We start from the raw sequence: 17,093 nt of genomic DNA, 5'->3' as shown, positions 1-17,093 counted from the left end.
TCACACATTTAGCTTAAATTAGCTAGTGTGAGCCCTCCTTCAACAACAAGTTAAGAGAAGCTTGTAAATAAGTCATTTATTGGACCTCGTTTTTTTAATTATTCTAAGTGTAATCAAAAGATTTAGATTTGTCAAATATTTTTATGAATAATCTAAAAATATTAGTAAATGTTTAATTCTCAATCTGACTTTAGTGAGCATTATTGAACCTGACTGATACAGTGTGCTATAATTAAACAATGAATAAAGAAATTAAACTCATTGCCCTAGATTTGGATGGGACCTTACTCAACTCTTCAAAAGAAATTTCAAAAGAAAATCGTCTGGCTATTAATGCAGCAAGACAAAAAGGGGTCCATGTTGTTTTAACAACGGGGCGTCCTTTGATTGCAATTCAACCCTTTCTCAAAACGTTAGAAATGTTTGATTTTGAAGATTTTTCAATTACCTTTAATGGTGGTCTGGTCCAAAGAAATACGGGTCAAATCTTATCTAAAAAAAGTTTTTCACATGATGAAATTTTAGAAATTAAAGAATTGACTTCAAATCTTGGCATTCCTTGCGATGTTTTGAGTGAAGAAAAAGTTTATATGACGAAAAGTAAAATTGACTCGCAATATGACACTTTAAATAAGCTTTTAACTTTTATCAAAGTTGATTTTGATCAAGTTCCACTTGATGTGGTTTATAATAAGATTGTTTCTTGTACAGAAAAAGAATTGTTGGACGCTAGTCTTGATAAAATTCCTGAATCTTATTTTGACCAATTTGAGATTTTTAAAACTCAAGCGAAGCTTTTAGAATTTATGCCAAAAGGAATTAATAAAGCTTATGGTTTGACACAATTGATTAATCAGTTAAACTTAAAACCAGAAAATGTAATGGCCATGGGAGATGAAGCAAACGATTTATCAATGATTTCTTGGGCAGGATATGGTGTTGCTATGGCGAATGCTGTCCCAGCTGTTAAAGAAGAAGCAAGAATTATTTCTGATTTAACTAATGACCAACACGCTGTTGCTCATATTATTGAAAAATATGTACTTTAAGGACTAATAATGAAAGATGAAGTTCAACTAAAAAAGTATTTGCCGAGTTTAATTTTTGCGATTATTTTACCAGTTATTGCCTATTTGTTTTTAAAAATGCTTGGCAATTCAGACACTTTAGCTTTAGGAATTGCAACAGCCTTTCCAGTTGTTCATATGCTCTGGTCTTTAATTAGAAAAAAAGAGTTAAATCCTGTTTCTTTAGTGGCAATTATTGGTTTTTTAATTTCACTCTTAGCTGTTTATTTGACGCATGGAAATAATCTTGCTTTCAAGCTCTGGCACCCAATTTTAACGGCTGCTATTGGAACGATTTTTTTACTGTCAGTCCTTCTAAATCGACCGCTTTTAGAGCTTGCTAGCGAGGGTGAAAATCATAGAAAAATGGTAATAATGACTCTTTTTATGGGCTTGGTTTTTATTTTTCATGCTTTGTCAGTCATTTTATTAGCCTTTTTTGTAGAGACCACGGCTTTCGTTTTGCTTTCAAAGGTAATCGATTTTTCAGCCGTTGGAGTCCTTGTTTTAGGGCTTGCATTTTTAAGAAAAAAATTAAATTAAAATCTTTCATTCATTTTATGAATGAACTTTATCATCAAAATGTGATATTTTATTAAGGAGAAAAAATGGGACTTTTTGACCGACTCTTCGGAAAGAAGAAACAAGAGGAAACTAATCATGATGTGCCTGTCAGTGAAAATCAATCTAGTGAAATCACTGAAGCAGTCAAGAATGAAAAAGAAAATGAAACTACTAAACGGCCTGAGGTAAATGAAGAGCCAGCAAAAGTAGAAAAAGTTACTGACGAGTCTGTCAGTAAAATGATTGATGTTGAGCCAGAAATTACGGATGAACCTGTCAGTGAAAATGAACCTATTATTTCTGAAAAGGTTGAAGTAGAAGTTACTGACGAAAAAATTGTTAAACCAGAAAATGATGAAAAATTAGAAAAAATTGCTGACGATAAAGTAATCTCTGAAACTACAGAAGTGACTGAGAAAAAAGTTATTGACGAAGATGAGGAAGAAGAGATTGTCATTGATATTGATGCTCTGGCTAATATTTTCACTCAATCACGTGAAGAAACTGAGAAAAAATATGAACAGTCATTAACTTTAACTCGTAAGACTTTTTCTGATGGCTTTAATGAACTTTTTGCTAACTTCCGGACAGTTGATGAAGAATTCTTTGAAGAACTTGAAGAAACTTTAATTATGTCAGATGTCGGTGTGGATTTGGCAATGGAAGTGACTGAAGAATTGCGCAAGGAAGCAAAATTAGTTAATGCTAAATCAACAGATGACTTGCGTCAATTGATTATTGAAAAAATTGTTGATAAGTTTGACTGTGAAAAATTACCGACAAAATTGGATATCCAATCGGATGGATTAAGTGTTTTCCTTTTTGTTGGGGTAAATGGTGTTGGTAAAACAACGACCATTGGTAAATTAGCTGCTCGTTATAAAAATGAAGGCAAAAAAGTACTCTTAGCAGCTGCGGATACTTTCCGGGCAGGTGCTATTGACCAATTAGTTGAATGGGGAAATCGTTCAGGCGTTGAAGTAGTCACAAAACCAGCTGGTTCAGATCCAGCGGCAGTTGTTTTTGACGCTCTCGCAAAAGCTAAAGCTGATAATTATGATATTTTACTTGTGGATACTGCAGGACGTTTGCAAAATAAAGATAATTTGATGAAAGAGCTGGAAAAAATTGGTAAAGTGATTAAGCGAGAAATTCCAGATGCTCCGCATGAAACGATTTTGGCACTTGATGCAACAACAGGCCAAAATGCCATTCAACAAGCCAAAGAATTTTCAGCAGTTACTCCAATTACAGGAATTGCTCTGACTAAACTTGATGGTTCGGCAAAAGGTGGGATTGTCTTGTCAATCGTTCAAAGTCTTAAAATTCCAGTTAAATTGATTGGTTTAGGCGAAAAGCTTAATGATTTACAAGATTTTGATGAAGAATTTTTCGTCAGAGGGCTTTTCAAAGAGCTTTTATAAAATATAAAATAAGAAGTAAAAAAGTTTTGTTCAGTTTGGGCAATGCTTTTTTACTTGTCAACGGTTCCATTAAAATAAAGCCGATGAGCGTTTGAAAAAATTGAGAATTTAATGTAAAATAGAATTACATAAAATAGAACTGCTATGTTCTGTAGGAATTAAAGAAAGGCTCTTCATGTCGTATTCAAATTTGAAGTTGTTTTCGCTCTCTTCTAACCACGAATTAGCCCAAAAAGTGGCTAAAGAAATTGGAATTGAGCTTGGAAAAGTAAGTGTTGGTGCACATTCGGATGGCGAAACTGTCGTTCATATTGACGAATCAGTTCGTGGTGATCATGTGTTTATCCTTCAATCAACAAGTGACCCTGTCAATGATAACTTGATGGAACTCTTGATTATGATGGATGCATTGCGTCGTGCCTCTGCTGCATCAATTAACATTGTCTTACCTTACTATGGTTATGCTCGTCAAGACCGTAAAGCTCGTGCTCGTGAACCAATCACATCAAAACTCGTAGCAAACATGCTTCAAATTGCTGGTGCCGACCGTTTAATTACTTTCGACCTTCACGCACCACAAATTCAAGGATTCTTCAACATTCCAGTTGACCACCTTATGGGTTCACCATTGATTGCTGAATATTTCCGTCGTCAATTGGTTTCTGCTGGTGATGATATCGTTGTCGTTTCGCCTGACCATGGTGGAGTAGGACGTGCGCGCAAGTTAGCAAACTTCTTGAAAGCACCACTTGCTATCATTGATAAACGTCGTCCTCGTGCCAATGTGGCAGAAATTATGAATATCATCGGTGATGTTCAAGGGAAAAAATGTATCTTGATTGATGACATGATTGATACGGCCGGAACAATTACTTTAGCGGCCAATGCCCTTAAAGAACTTGGTGCAACAGAAGTCTACGCTTCATGTACTCATGCCGTACTTTCAGGACCAGCTATCGAGAGAATTAATAATTCAGCAATTACTAAACTCGTTGTTTTGGATACTATTGAAATGCCAGAAGATCGTCAAAGTGAAAAAATTGTTCAACTTTCAATTGCTCACTTGCTTGCTGATGCGATTATTCGTATTCACGAACGCCGTCCATTGTCACCACTCTTTGAATTACATCTTCCTTCAGAACAAATCTAAACTAGTAATTGTTGGAATTCAAAGTGGATTTAGGATAAGACTTCAAGCGACCAGAGGTCGCTTTTTTAAAAAATGGAACTAGAAAAAATTAGAAAACTTTACGAGAAAGTTGACCCCAGTCAACTGACAGAGCGAGAAAAGTTACTGACAGAATTGATTTTTACTGACAGAAAATTGAAGACTGATAAACTTCCTAATGGCCGCTATCGTATTTTACAATTTTCAGGAAATAATTTTGAAGAATTGGAAAATACTTTAAAGCTACTTTTACCTGATTTTGTAAAAAGCATTGGGGAAGAAAAAATTGTGATAGAAGCATTTTCAACTGATAGTCCCACAAACTCAGAACTTTTTGATATTTTTCAAACCCTTTCGCAAGATATGGGTGAAGAGGTGACGGCTTATGTTGGCCGTTTTGTCGAGAAAAATAAACTCTCTGAAGTATATTCTGAAGAATACAAAATTTTTGAAAGTCAGCAAACTTTTAGTGAATACATTTTATCTGAAAGTCTAAATCTATCAGAAAATAGAATTTTACAAGAAATCCGTAAAGAATTATTAGAAAATCCTGAAGACCAAAAACTAGTTGAAGCAATGTATAAAGCAAGTAGCAATCAAACGAAAGCAGCAAAAATACTTTATGTTCATCGAAATACGCTGATTAATAAAATCAAAAAATATGAGCAAAAATATGGCTTACAGCTTTCGGGAAGTGACCTAACTCTCGCTTATAATTTATTATAAAAGACAATTTACATTAGCAATATTATGAGAAAGGAACTGAGTTTAATAAAATTGAACTCAAATCTTTAATATGGAATACAATCATCAAGAAATAGAAGCCAAATGGCAAAAATACTGGGCGGATAACAAAACTTTCCGTACAGGAACAGATAAAAATAAACCAAAATTTTATGCTCTAGACATGTTCCCTTACCCATCTGGTGCAGGACTTCACGTTGGACACCCAGAAGGTTATACTGCAACTGATATTTTGAGCCGTTACAAACGCGCTCAAGGGTTCAATGTTCTTCATCCAATGGGCTGGGATGCCTTTGGTTTACCTGCTGAACAATATGCAATGGATACAGGAAATGACCCAGCAGAATTTACAGCTGAAAATATTGCTAACTTTAAACGTCAAATCAATAGCTTAGGTTTTAGTTATGACTGGGAACGTGAAGTTAATACAACTGACCCTAATTTTTATAAATGGACACAGTGGATTTTTACTAAACTTTATGAAAAAGGGTTAGCTTATGAAGCAGAAGTAGCTGTTAACTGGGTTGAAGAACTCGGAACGGCTATTGCTAATGAAGAAGTGCTTCCAGACGGAACTTCTGAACGCGGGGGTTATCCTGTTGTTCGTAAACCAATGCGCCAATGGATGCTTAAAATTACAGCTTATGCGGAACGTTTACTTGAAGACCTTGAAGAAGTGGATTGGCCTGAATCAATCAAAGAAATGCAACGGAATTGGATAGGGAAATCAGTAGGGGCAGATGTAACTTTTGAAGTTGCAGGAACCGACAAATCATTTGAAGTCTTTACGACTCGTCCTGATACCCTTTTTGGGGCAACTTATGCTGTGCTTGCACCTGAACATGATTTAGTTGATGCTATTACGACAGCTGAGCAAAAAGAAGCTGTTGCTGAATACCGTCGCAAAGCGAGCTTGAAATCTGATTTAGCCCGTACAGACCTTTCTAAAGAAAAAACTGGAGCATTTACCGGAGCTTACGCGATTAACCCAATTAATGGCCGTAAAATGCCAATTTGGGTTGCAGATTATGTTCTTGCTTCTTATGGACATGGTGCTGTAATGGCAGTTCCTGCTCACGACGAGCGTGACTGGGAATTTGCTAAGGTTTATGGACTTGAAATTTTGCCTGTTGTTGAAGGTGGAAATGTAGAAAAAGCTGTTTATACAGAAGATGGGCCTCATATTAATTCAGAATTTTTGAATGGACTTGACAAAGCACAAGCGATTGAAAAAGCCATTGAATTTTTAGAAGAAAAGAAAATTGGGAAAAAGAAAATCACTTACCGCTTGCGTGACTGGCTCTTTAGTCGTCAACGTTATTGGGGTGAACCAATTCCAATTATTCATTGGGAAGATGGCACATCAACAGCGCTCTCAGAAGATGAACTCCCTCTTGTTTTACCAGTAACCTCTGATATCAAACCGTCAGGAACAGGTGAGTCTCCTTTGGCTAACTTGACAGATTGGTTGGAAGTCACACGCGCAGATGGCCTAAAAGGTCGCCGTGAAACTAATACAATGCCACAATGGGCAGGTTCAAGTTGGTATTACCTTCGCTATATTGACCCAAATAATAGCGAAGCTTTGGCAGACCCAGAACTTCTCAAAGAATGGTTGCCAGTTGATATCTATGTGGGAGGGGCTGAACATGCTGTTCTTCACTTACTTTACGCTCGTTTCTGGCATAAAGTGCTTTACGATTTAGGAGTTGTTCCAACTAAAGAACCTTTCCAAAAACTCTTTAACCAAGGAATGATTCTCGGAACCTCTTATCGTGATCATCGTGGGGCTTTGGTTGCAACTGATAAGGTTGAAAAACGTGATGGTGGCTTTTACCATATGGAAACAGGTGAAGCCCTTGAACAAGCTCCAGCTAAAATGTCTAAATCTCTTAAAAATGTTGTTAATCCTGATGATGTTGTTGAACATTATGGAGCTGATACTTTACGTGTTTATGAAATGTTCATGGGTCCACTTGATGCAAGTATTCCATGGTCAGAAGAAGGCCTTGAAGGGGCTCGTAAATTCCTAGACCGAGCTGTTCGAATGATTGAAAATTCAGAGATTAAAGCTGAAAATAATGGAGAATTGGACAAAGTTTACAATGAAACAGTGAAAAATGTTACTGAGCGTTTGGACTTGATGTACTTTAACACTGCAATTTCCCAATTAATGATTTTTGTTAATGCAGTTAATAAAGCAAAAGCTTTACCGTTAGAATACGCTAATGGCTTTGTCCAACTTTTGGCGCCATTTGCACCACATATTGCTGAAGAACTTTGGGTAAAATTAGGTAATGAAGCTGGAATTTCTTATGTTGCTTGGCCAACATTTGATGAAAGCAAATTAATTGAATCAGAAGTTGAAATTGTTGTTCAAATTAATGGTAAATTAAAAGCAAAAATTAAAATTGCTAAAGATTTAGCGCGTGAAGAACTTGAAAAAATTGGTCGTGAATCAGTTGCTGAGGCTCTTGAAGGTAAAAACGTGGTCAAAGTAATTGCTGTTCCAAATAAATTAGTTAATATTGTTGTAAAATAAAGATGACAATCTGAACATTTATCAGTTAAATCTTATAATAATTAGCTGTCAGTAAAAAGTGAGAGCTAAAGAATAAAAAGTAAAATAAGCTGGTTGACAATTTGTCGACTAGCTTATTTTTTTGGGGAAGTCACAGAAGAGTTTAGAGTTGACCCTCAAAATTCTGTCAGTAAAATGTGAATAAAAGGAACAATTTATCTGTCACTAAATCGGAGTACGGCTTAAAAATTCTGTCAGTAATTTATTTATTAAATAAAAGTCGATACTGATGAAGCTCGCTCAGGATAACAAATAAATAATCAACAACATAAGAAAGGTTGGGTCAGTAAAAATGATTGATTTCTTGCCCGAACAAGTTCGAACGCTCAATGAACTAGAAACTGCGACATTTAATTTTATCTTATCTAATTTATCAAGTATTGATAAAATGTCAGTCAGACAGCTTGCACAAGCTGTTCATGTTTCCACAGCAACAGTTATGCGCATGACCAGAAAACTTGGATTTGAGGGCTGGGTAGAACTAAAATATTATCTTAAAAACCAAAATCAACTGACAGAAATTCCAGTTAATTACTATGAAAATTTATTACAACTCGACCTATTTTTACGAAAAATAACCTCTAAGGAAGCGGGAAGAAAATTAGAAGAAGCGGTCAAATTAATTCGAGAAGCTCGTTATATTATTTTTATTGGAGTAGGTTCTTCAGGAGCTTTAGCTGAATATGGTGCCCGTTATTTTACAAATATTGGCTTAGAATCTTATGCCATTTCTGACCCTTATCAAGCCGTTAAAGGCAAAGGTGCGCCAGACGTTTTAAGCATTGTCTTATCCGCTTCGGGCGAAACAGACAAGATTATTGAACGAGTTGTCAAACTAAGAGAGGAAGCACCAGCAAAGATTATTTCAATTACAAATCATCCAGAAACGACCTTATCCAAACTTTCAAATATAAATTTAACCTATGGATTCCAAACGGAATATTCCGCCTATGACCCACTTGAAAATTTGACTTCTCAGCTCCCAGTCATTGCTTTTATTGAAATACTAGCTCATCAGGCAATGGAAAAAGCTGATAAATGTAACTAATCCTGTAACAGGTAACAAAGATAGAAAAGCCCCTTGCAAAAAAAATTGTAAGGGGTATTATTATATTGTAAGCGGTTCAATTAAAAGAGTACAGTCTTCAAAGTATCTGAACTGTCTTAACAAATTGAGTTCGACCTTCTTGAAATAAGTGAAAATGCGATTCGCCTTGCAACTTTGCCTTTTTATCACTTGCTTTAGCAAGTAGAGAAAACGGACAGCGTAGCTGATGAAATCAGCAAAGATAGTCGCTTAGAGCGAATGGATTGTGTAGCAGCTTGCTGCGTAGATAGATAAAATACGTTGAGCATTCCAGCTAAGTGTTAAAGCACTTGTTGGGGGGCAAAACGCCAGCACAAAAGACAATTTTCCTCATTTCAGAACCGTCGGACTCACATCTTAAAGGAGGTTTATTTATGAACGGCTTCATAAATAATAAAGTCTTACCGCCAATTATGAAATTCGTGAATACACGAGCGATGACTGCTTTGAAAAATGGAATGCTTTTTGCCATGCCATTTATCATTGTTGGGTCAATTTTCTTGATTCTGGCGAATATTCCAATTCCACCTGTGGCAAAATGGTTATCAGACAATGGCTGGTCAGCAATTTTTACCCAAGCATTTAACGTATCATTCGGTATTTTAGCGATTTGGGCAGCAGTCGGTATTGGCTATTCTTATGTCAAAGAAGCTGGATTTGGTGATGTTGCTTTACAAGGAGGATTAACTTCTCTCTCTGCATTTTTCATTGTTCAATCTCTAAGTATTGCAAATCCAATCACAGCGGCACTAGCTACTGGGAAAGAAGCCTCAGGCATTGGGAATCTCACAGGAACACAAGCAACGGCTGCTTTTGAAAAGCTTCCTCATGCCATGCAAGTATTTCTAAATAATCCAGTGACAGGAGTGCTCAATTTAACTTGGAACGGTGGTCAAGGAATGATTGCGGCCATTATTATTGGTATTCTATCAGGCTGGGCTTATTCAGCAATGATGAAAGCAGGCTGGAAGATTACACTTCCTGAACAAGTCCCCTCAAATGTTGCTAATCAATTCACTTCAATGATTCCAACAGGAGTAATTGTCGTCGCTGCTACGGTTGTCTATGCTTTATTTGATAAGATTGGTCATACCGATGCAGTAACCTTTATTTATCATTGGTTATCTGTCCCTCTACAAGGTTTAGGCGGTTCATTTGGTGGAATTATTATTATCTCACTCTTAGTTCCATTCTTCTGGTTCTTTGGGGTTCATGGTGGAATTATCATGGGAGCAATTACCTCTGCCTTTCTGATTCCAAATACCTTTGCCAATGCATCCCTTTATCAATCTCACAAATTGAGTTTAGCTAATGGTGCTCATATTGTGACTAATGAATTCTATAATAACTTTATTAATCTTTCAGGTTCAGGAATTACTTTTGGATTAATTATCTTTACGATTTTCTTTGCTCGTTCAGAACAGATGAAGTCAATTGGTAAAGTAGAGTTAGTCCCAGGTTTATTTAATATCAATGAACCTTTCTTATTTGGATTGCCACTTGTTTTAAATCCAGTTCTTGCTCTGCCATTCTTTCTTGTTCCAGTAGTCGTTTCGGCTACGGTTTACAGAGCGATTTATTTCCACATTGTTCCGCCAATGAATGGTGTTGCTGCGCCTTGGACCACTCCACCAATTATTTCTGGCTTTTTAATCGGAGGTTGGCAATATGCAGTGCTGCAAGTTATTGCGCTTTTAGAATCAATTTTGATTTATCTTCCATTTGCTAAAAAATATGACAAAATGTTGTTAGAACAAGAAGCAAATGCTGAAGCTGAAGAAGTTATTGCTTAGTAATTGAATAAGGAGATTAGAAACTCCGGAGAAACTTTTTCTTCGGGATTTCTTTTTATAAAATTAAAGATAAAAGGGGACAAAATGGAAAATAAAATGCCAAAAGATTTTTTCTGGGGGAATTCAACTTCGTCAATGCAAACCGAAGGCGGCTGGAATGAAGGAGGAAAAGGGCCCTCTGTCTATGATGTGAATACCGCTGGACGTTCTGCCAAAGATTGGCAAGTAACAAATGATAATTATCATCATTATTCACAAGATCTAGATCTTATGAAAGAAATGAATATGAATATGTATCGTTTCCAAATTTCTTGGTCACGAATTGTTCCTGACGGCGATGGTGAATTTAATGAGGAAGGAATTGCTTTTTATAATCATCTGATTGATGATTTGCTGGCTCGTGGAATTGAGCCTATGATATGTCTCTATCATTTCGATATGCCATTAAATCTGGCTGAAAAGTACAATGGATTTTTGAGTCGAAAAGTGAAAGAAGCATTTGTAAGATTTGGACAAGAAATGATGAAAAGATTTGCTGACAAAGTCAAATATTGGATTGTTTTTAATGAGCATAATCTTTATTTTGCTGACGGTTTCGAGCATTATTCGGGAGTTTTGAAAAAAGAGCTGACACTCTCTGATATGTATACTGTTTTTCATCATACCATGCTTGCTCATTGCGAATTAACCCAATTTTTGCATGAAAATTTTGAAGCAAAAATAGGAGGAATGTTGGCGACTACGGAAATATATCCCGCAACTTTTTCACCAAAAGATAATTTATATCTTAGAAAATTTGATGAATTTTATAATCGAAATCTCTGTGATGTTTATGCTTTTGGTCATTATTCGCATGAGGTTATGACCTATGTTAAAAATCAGAACATCCAAATGGATTTTCAAAAAGGAGATGAAGAAATTTTAAAAAATGGAATTTCTGACTTTATTTCTTTTTCTTATTATCGCTCAATTTTACTTGATGCAAGTCAGCTGACAGAAAATGATGCACCAAATTCTTATTTGACTAAAGGGATGAAATTAAATCCGTTGCTTGAACATAATCAATGGGATTGGTCCATTGACCCAGAAGGCTTTAGAAGAATTATAAGTAGATTATATAATGAATTTGGGTTGCCTGTTTTTCCTATTGAAAATGGCATTGGTCAGTCAGAAATCTGGGATGGGAAAACAGAAATTGCTGATGACTTGAGAATTTCTTATCATCAGAAACATCTTGAAGCCATGAAAAAGGCAATATTTACTGACGGGGTAGAAGTTATGGGTTATCTTGGTTGGGGATTGATTGATATTCCTGCTTCATCTGGTGCTATTGATAAACGTTACGGTGCTGTTTATGTGGATCCAAAAAGTCATAAACGTATTCCAAAAAAATCATTTCATTGGTTTAAAAATGTATTTGCTTCAAATGGTGATCATTTGGATTAGAATAATCAGTGATAAAGATGAAATAATGATAGAAAACTTATGATTTACTCATATCTCGTGATTAAACTGATAGCTAAGCTGTCAGTTTTTAAATTATCATTAAAAAATTTTACTGACAGAAATATTTTTCTTATTGTCAGTATTTTTATCTGGATGAAGAATAATCAGTTACTAGAAATCATAATTGGTCAGTGCTGACAGAATTTTTGTTACAATGAAAACATTGGAAAAAGCTTGAGAGGAAACAAAAATGTCTTTTTTTACAACAAATGATTTAGTAAAAATAAATTTTCATGATTATGGCAATCAGTTAAATCAACCTCTGATTCTAATTGGTGGCTATTCGTCCAGTGAAGTTACGTGGTTTGCCCAAATAGAAACATTTGTAAATGCTGGTTATCGGGTGATTACTTATGATCATCGCTCACATGGAGATTCACAACAAGTAGATTATGGCTTGACTTTACACCGTTTGGCAATGGACCTAAAAGAATTAATTGACTATTTGCAATTAAAAAATGTTGTCTTAATTGGCCATTCGATGGGTGCGGCAACAATTATGGCTTATGAAGAATTATTTACTGACGAAAATGTATCAGCAATAATTACAGAAGATCAGGCCCCAACTTTCTTCAAATCGGCAGATTGGCTCAATGGTCAATATGGGAAAACACTGACAGAGCTGTCAGTATTTATTGATGATTTTCCAAAAACTCGTTTGACACAAAAAAAGTTGTCAGATAGTGTAAAACGAACACTGGGACATGGAATGAAACCTTTTGATTTCAAACGCTATCGTCCTTTACTGCAAAATGTTATTTTGCAAGATTGGCGTCCTGAGCTTGGGCAAGAAAAAAAACCACATTTATTTTTTGCCGGCGAGAAATCTCCGATTTTTCCAGCAATTCATGCTCAAGCAGCGCGTGAATTACAAAACAATCCAAGTTCAGAAGTTCAAATTTTTGAAGGTTGTGGACATATTTTACATTTAGAAGAAATTGAGAAATTCAACCAAGCAGTCATTGATTTTCTCAACAAAATAAAAAAAGACTGATGTGGTCAGTCTTTTTTGCTGACCGTCAGTAAAATTTAAACTAGTAAGAAAGGCAGTATTATAGTCTTAAAAGTATTAAATAAATTTTATTTTTATATCATTTTTTTTTCATAATAAAACTTGATAAAATAGAATTAAGAAATGGAAAGGAGCTAAACCATGAAAAATAACAACATGGAACTTGCCCAAGATTCAAAAACTGATGATCAGCAAAAACCAAAGAATTTTAAAATTGAAACAACCGTAATGAAATTAGTAGTAGATAGCTATCTCCATGGCGCTCAAACCTGTGAAGTTCAAAAAGGAAAAATTTTAGGCGTCAGTATTCATCAAGGAGCATGTGATAGTATTCACCTTTTTATTAACGACGACCATAAAGTCACAGTAGAAGTTAGTCAAGGCATTAGCCGAATTTCACTGATGCAAAAGAAAAATATTGAAGACATTGACTATATACTTCCTTTCATGAAATGTTTAGGTGTATCTGAAGGGCAAGTCATGAAAAATTATTAAATTATTTAAAAAAGCCGTATACTGCGGTTTTTTATTTTAAAAATTACAGAAAGTAAATTTATAAACAGAAAAATGTATATTTATTTCGATAAGAGGTATAATATTTTTTGGAATTATTATTAGTAGGAGGCCAAGAGAAATGGCTAAGAAAAAAATCGTTATTGTAGGTGCTGGATTTGCTGGAGTTTCAGCCACACGCTTACTTGCAAAAAATTTGAAAAATGATGCAGAAATTACAGTTATAGATAAACATGATTTTCAAACTTCAATGACCCAACTTCATGAAGTTGCAGCAAGTCGTGTTGAGGCAGATGCTGTTCAATATCATTTGAATCGAACAATTGGAAAATTTAATAACGTTAAAGTGGTAAAAGAGTCACTTGTTGAACTTGATAAAACTAACAAAAAAGTGATTACAGATAAAAATAGCTATGACTATGATTATTTAGTCGTTTCAATGGGTGGGGAGCCCAATGACTTTGGTGTACCAGGTGTTAACGAATATGGCTTTACACTTTGGTCACTTGAAGATGCTTTGAAAATAAAAGCACATTTGAAAGAAATGGTTCAAGCAGCAGCTAAAGAAGCTGATTCAGAAAAACGAAAAAAATTGTTAACCTTTAGCGTGGCTGGTTCAGGATTCACTGGAATTGAAATGGCCGGAGAATTGATTGATTGGCGTAAAAAAGCATCTAAAAAATACGGCATTCCAGAATCTGAATTTACAATCAATATTGTTGAAATGATGCCAACAATTATGAATATTTTAGACCGTAGTTTAGCAGATAAAGCACTCGTTTACCTTCAAAATAAAAACATCAATGTCCTTGTAAATCATGGAATTACAGCTGTAGCACAAGATCATATCACTGTTAATGTTGGTGGACGTGACGAGGAAAAAGTTGTTAAAGAAATTCCAGGAAATACCTTAATTTGGACAACAGGGGTACAAGGAAATACAGAAGCAGAAGCTTGTCAACTTTCCGAAACAGAACGTGGTCATCGTCTTCAAGCAAATGAATACATGGAAGCGATTGGCGAAGAAAATCATGGCATCTATGTTGCAGGAGATGTATCAGGTTATATTGTTCCCGAAAATGGTCGCCCTACTCCTCAAATTGTAGAAGCAGCAGAACAAACAGGAAGCACGGCCGCTAAAAATATCATTGCAGATATTAAAGGTGGCGAAAAAACCAAATTTGTTGGAAATTATCGTGGAACACTGGTTTCTATTGGTTCAGGCTATGCGGTTGGGACAGTTGGAAAAACAAAATTAAGTGGTTTTTCAGCAACATTCATGAAACACATGGTTTATCTTGTTTATACCTTTGAAATTCGTTCTGGTCATTATTTCTTCAAATATATCAATGACCAACTTTTCCACAAAGGTGCAATTTAAGTTAAAACAAAATATAAATATAAAACTTTTCCATAAAAAAATTTGGAAAAGTTTTTCTTGTGTAACAGTTTACAAATTGCTCTAAAAAGGATATAATAGTGCCTGACGTTATTATTATATTACTAGTAGGAGAACCATTCTAAATGACTAAGAAACAAATCGTAGTCATCGGTGGTGGTGTTGCAGGAGTACATGCGACGCGTGAGCTTTCTAAAAAGCTCAAAGCAGATGCTGACATCACACTGATTGACAAACATAGTTACCACACAACCATGACTCAACTTCACGAAGTTGCAGCAGGACGTGTTCCATTCACAACTGTACAATATGATTTCCAAAAGCTTTTAGGAAAACGTAAAAACGTTAGTCTTGTCACTGACTCTGTCGTCAGTCTTGACAAAGAAAACAAACAAGTAATCACAAAACATGGTCGTTATAGCTATGATTATGTCATTGTTGCCCTTGGTGGCGAACCAAATGACTTTGGAGTTCCTGGTGTTAAAGAACACGGGTTTACACTTTGGTCACTTGAAGATGCAATGCGAATCAAACGTCATTTGGAAAAAATCGTCCAATATGCATCAACAGAAGTTGATGATGAAAAACGCCGTGCTCTTTTAACAATTTCAGTTGCCGGATCAGGATTTACTGGGATTGAAATGGCAGGTGAATTGATTGATTGGCGTAAAAAAGTTTCAACAGATTGGAAGATTCCTGAAGAAGAAATCACAATCAACGTTGTTGAAATGATGCCAACAATCCTTAATACTTTAGACCGTAAACAAGCAGATAAAGCTCATGCTTATCTTGAAAAGAAAAATGTTCATGTTTTAACAAACCATGGTATTGTTGAAGTAGCAAAAGATCATATCAAAGTGAATGTTGGTGGGCGTGACGAAGAAAAAGTTGCCAAAGAACTTCCAACTCACACATTAATTTGGACAACTGGTGTTCAAGGAAATACAGCTGCAAAAACAGACCTTAATGAAACAGAACGTGGACATCGTCTTCAAGCAAATGAATACATGGAAGCTGTTGGTTTTGAAGGAAAAGGGATTTATGTTGCTGGTGACGTTTCAGGATATATTGAACCAGATACTGGTCGTCCAACACCACAAATCGTTGAAGCTGCGGAACAAACAGCACACACAGCAGCGGCAAATATTCTTGCAGACATCAATGGCGGAAGCAAACATAAACATGAAAGTAAATACCAAGGAACAATGGTTTCAATTGGTTCAACTTGGGGAGTTGCCAAAATCGGTAGCATGCGTCTAACTGGTTTCTGGGCAATGTTGATGAAGAATATTGTTTACTTTATCTATACTTTGCAAATTCGTTCAGCACATTATTTCTGGCGTTATGCCTTGGATGAAGTCTTCCGCGTAAAAGATAATCGTAACTTTATGCGTGGTCATACTTCACGTCAAGGAAATGTACTTTGGGCTGTTCCACTTCGTATTTTCTATGGTGTGGTTTGGTTTACCGAAGCAATTAAGAAAATTGTCGGTGATGGTCAATACTTCAACCCAACGACTTGGTTTGGTAAAGGTTCTTGGTTTACAAATGACCTTAAATTCCCATTCTCATGGTTGCAAGAAGCACCAAAAGCAGCTGACGCAGCCGCAGGCGCTTCAACAGCCGCTTCATCAAGTTCTAGTGTAGCCGATGCAGCCGCAGGTGCTACAGGCGCAGCAACAACAGCCGCTTCAAGTGGTGGTGGTGAAGCTGCTCATAAAGCAACTGAATGGGGCCTCTCGTACGCTTACGGTTCTGACCCAATGACTGTTTTTGACAAAGTGCCACATTGGATGGAACCTATCTTTAAGTTTATGATTCCAAACCGTGAAGTCGCATTGTTTATGCAAAAATTCATGTCAATTGTTGAAATCTTCCTTGCACTTGCCCTTATTTTTGGATTGTTCACTTGGATTGCAGCGGCAGCAACAGCCGCATTGACTGTTATGTTCTCACTTTCAGGAATGTTCTACTGGGTTAACATTTGGTTTATTCCAGTGGCAATTGCACTTATGAATGGTTCAGGTCGTTCATTTGGTTTAGATAAATGGGTTCAACCTTGGATTCAAAGATGGCTAACCAAAATATGGTATGGTCAATCGCGTTCAATTTACAAAGGACGTCAATAGAAAATAGCTCTGCGGAGCTATTTTTTTTTGCCTGAAAAAGCTTGAAAATTATGTTATGATATTTGAAGATAAAAGATAGTTTAAAAACTATCTTTGTAAGAACTGA

General features: G+C 35.9%; 12 protein-coding genes and 1 pseudogene. All 13 read left to right on the top strand.

Going from position 1 to position 17,093, the window contains the following annotated elements; translation table 11 throughout:
- Nucleotides 1–239 precede the first annotated feature (239 nt).
- Nucleotides 240–1,049, top strand: a complete 810-nt coding sequence (locus tag LDP15_RS05425; protein ID WP_015426125.1) for a Cof-type HAD-IIB family hydrolase — start codon at nucleotides 240–242, stop codon at nucleotides 1,047–1,049.
- A gap of 9 nt (nucleotides 1,050–1,058) precedes the next feature.
- A complete protein-coding gene (locus LDP15_RS05420) occupies nucleotides 1,059–1,610 on the top strand; it encodes a hypothetical protein (RefSeq protein WP_015426126.1) in 552 nt (183 codons plus the stop codon).
- Nucleotides 1,611–1,675: 65 nt separating this feature from the next.
- A complete protein-coding gene (ftsY, locus tag LDP15_RS05415; RefSeq protein ID WP_225513320.1) occupies nucleotides 1,676–3,055 on the top strand; it encodes a signal recognition particle-docking protein FtsY in 1,380 nt (459 codons plus the stop codon).
- A 175-nt stretch (nucleotides 3,056–3,230) separates the two neighbouring features.
- Nucleotides 3,231–4,205, top strand: a complete 975-nt coding sequence (locus LDP15_RS05410; protein ID WP_015426128.1) for a ribose-phosphate diphosphokinase — start codon at nucleotides 3,231–3,233, stop codon at nucleotides 4,203–4,205.
- A gap of 72 nt (nucleotides 4,206–4,277) precedes the next feature.
- The gene (locus LDP15_RS05405) at nucleotides 4,278–4,949 is read left to right on the top strand and encodes a helix-turn-helix domain-containing protein (RefSeq protein WP_003132570.1); all 672 of its coding nucleotides are present in this window, start codon (nucleotides 4,278–4,280) and stop codon (nucleotides 4,947–4,949) included.
- A 70-nt stretch (nucleotides 4,950–5,019) separates the two neighbouring features.
- Nucleotides 5,020–7,509 carry a leucine--tRNA ligase gene (leuS, locus tag LDP15_RS05400; protein WP_015426129.1) on the top strand — a complete coding sequence of 830 codons (2,490 nt, stop codon included), beginning with the start codon at nucleotides 5,020–5,022 and terminating at the stop codon, nucleotides 7,507–7,509.
- A 331-nt stretch (nucleotides 7,510–7,840) separates the two neighbouring features.
- Entirely contained in the window at nucleotides 7,841–8,596 is a 756-nt protein-coding gene (locus LDP15_RS05395; RefSeq protein ID WP_003132572.1) for a MurR/RpiR family transcriptional regulator, read from the top strand.
- 413 nt (nucleotides 8,597–9,009) lie between these two features.
- Nucleotides 9,010–10,428 carry a PTS sugar transporter subunit IIC gene (locus tag LDP15_RS05390; RefSeq protein ID WP_225513319.1) on the top strand — a complete coding sequence of 473 codons (1,419 nt, stop codon included), beginning with the start codon at nucleotides 9,010–9,012 and terminating at the stop codon, nucleotides 10,426–10,428.
- Nucleotides 10,429–10,512: 84 nt separating this feature from the next.
- Nucleotides 10,513–11,874: a glycoside hydrolase family 1 protein gene (locus LDP15_RS05385; RefSeq protein WP_015426131.1), complete on the top strand. Its 1,362-nt coding sequence runs from the start codon at nucleotides 10,513–10,515 to the stop codon at nucleotides 11,872–11,874.
- Nucleotides 11,875–12,124: 250 nt separating this feature from the next.
- On the top strand, nucleotides 12,125–12,928 hold the full coding sequence (locus LDP15_RS05380; protein ID WP_015426132.1) for an alpha/beta fold hydrolase: 804 nt from the start codon (nucleotides 12,125–12,127) through the stop codon (nucleotides 12,926–12,928).
- A 159-nt stretch (nucleotides 12,929–13,087) separates the two neighbouring features.
- Nucleotides 13,088–13,441 (top strand): hypothetical protein, encoded by a 354-nt coding sequence (locus LDP15_RS05375; protein WP_015426133.1) that lies wholly within the window; start codon nucleotides 13,088–13,090, stop codon nucleotides 13,439–13,441.
- Nucleotides 13,442–13,580: 139 nt separating this feature from the next.
- Nucleotides 13,581–14,822: pseudogene (locus tag LDP15_RS05370) on the top strand (NAD(P)/FAD-dependent oxidoreductase); the annotation flags it as partial.
- A gap of 161 nt (nucleotides 14,823–14,983) precedes the next feature.
- Nucleotides 14,984–16,987, top strand: a complete 2,004-nt coding sequence (locus LDP15_RS05365; RefSeq protein ID WP_015426135.1) for an NAD(P)/FAD-dependent oxidoreductase — start codon at nucleotides 14,984–14,986, stop codon at nucleotides 16,985–16,987.
- The last annotated feature ends 106 nt before the right edge of the window (nucleotides 16,988–17,093 follow it).

Source organism: Lactococcus sp. SK2-659 (assembly GCF_020218185.2).
Lineage (GTDB): Bacteria > Bacillota > Bacilli > Lactobacillales > Streptococcaceae > Lactococcus > Lactococcus lactis.
The sequence above is the reverse complement of the archived record's forward strand: the minus strand, read 5'-3'. Positions and strand labels throughout refer to the sequence as shown.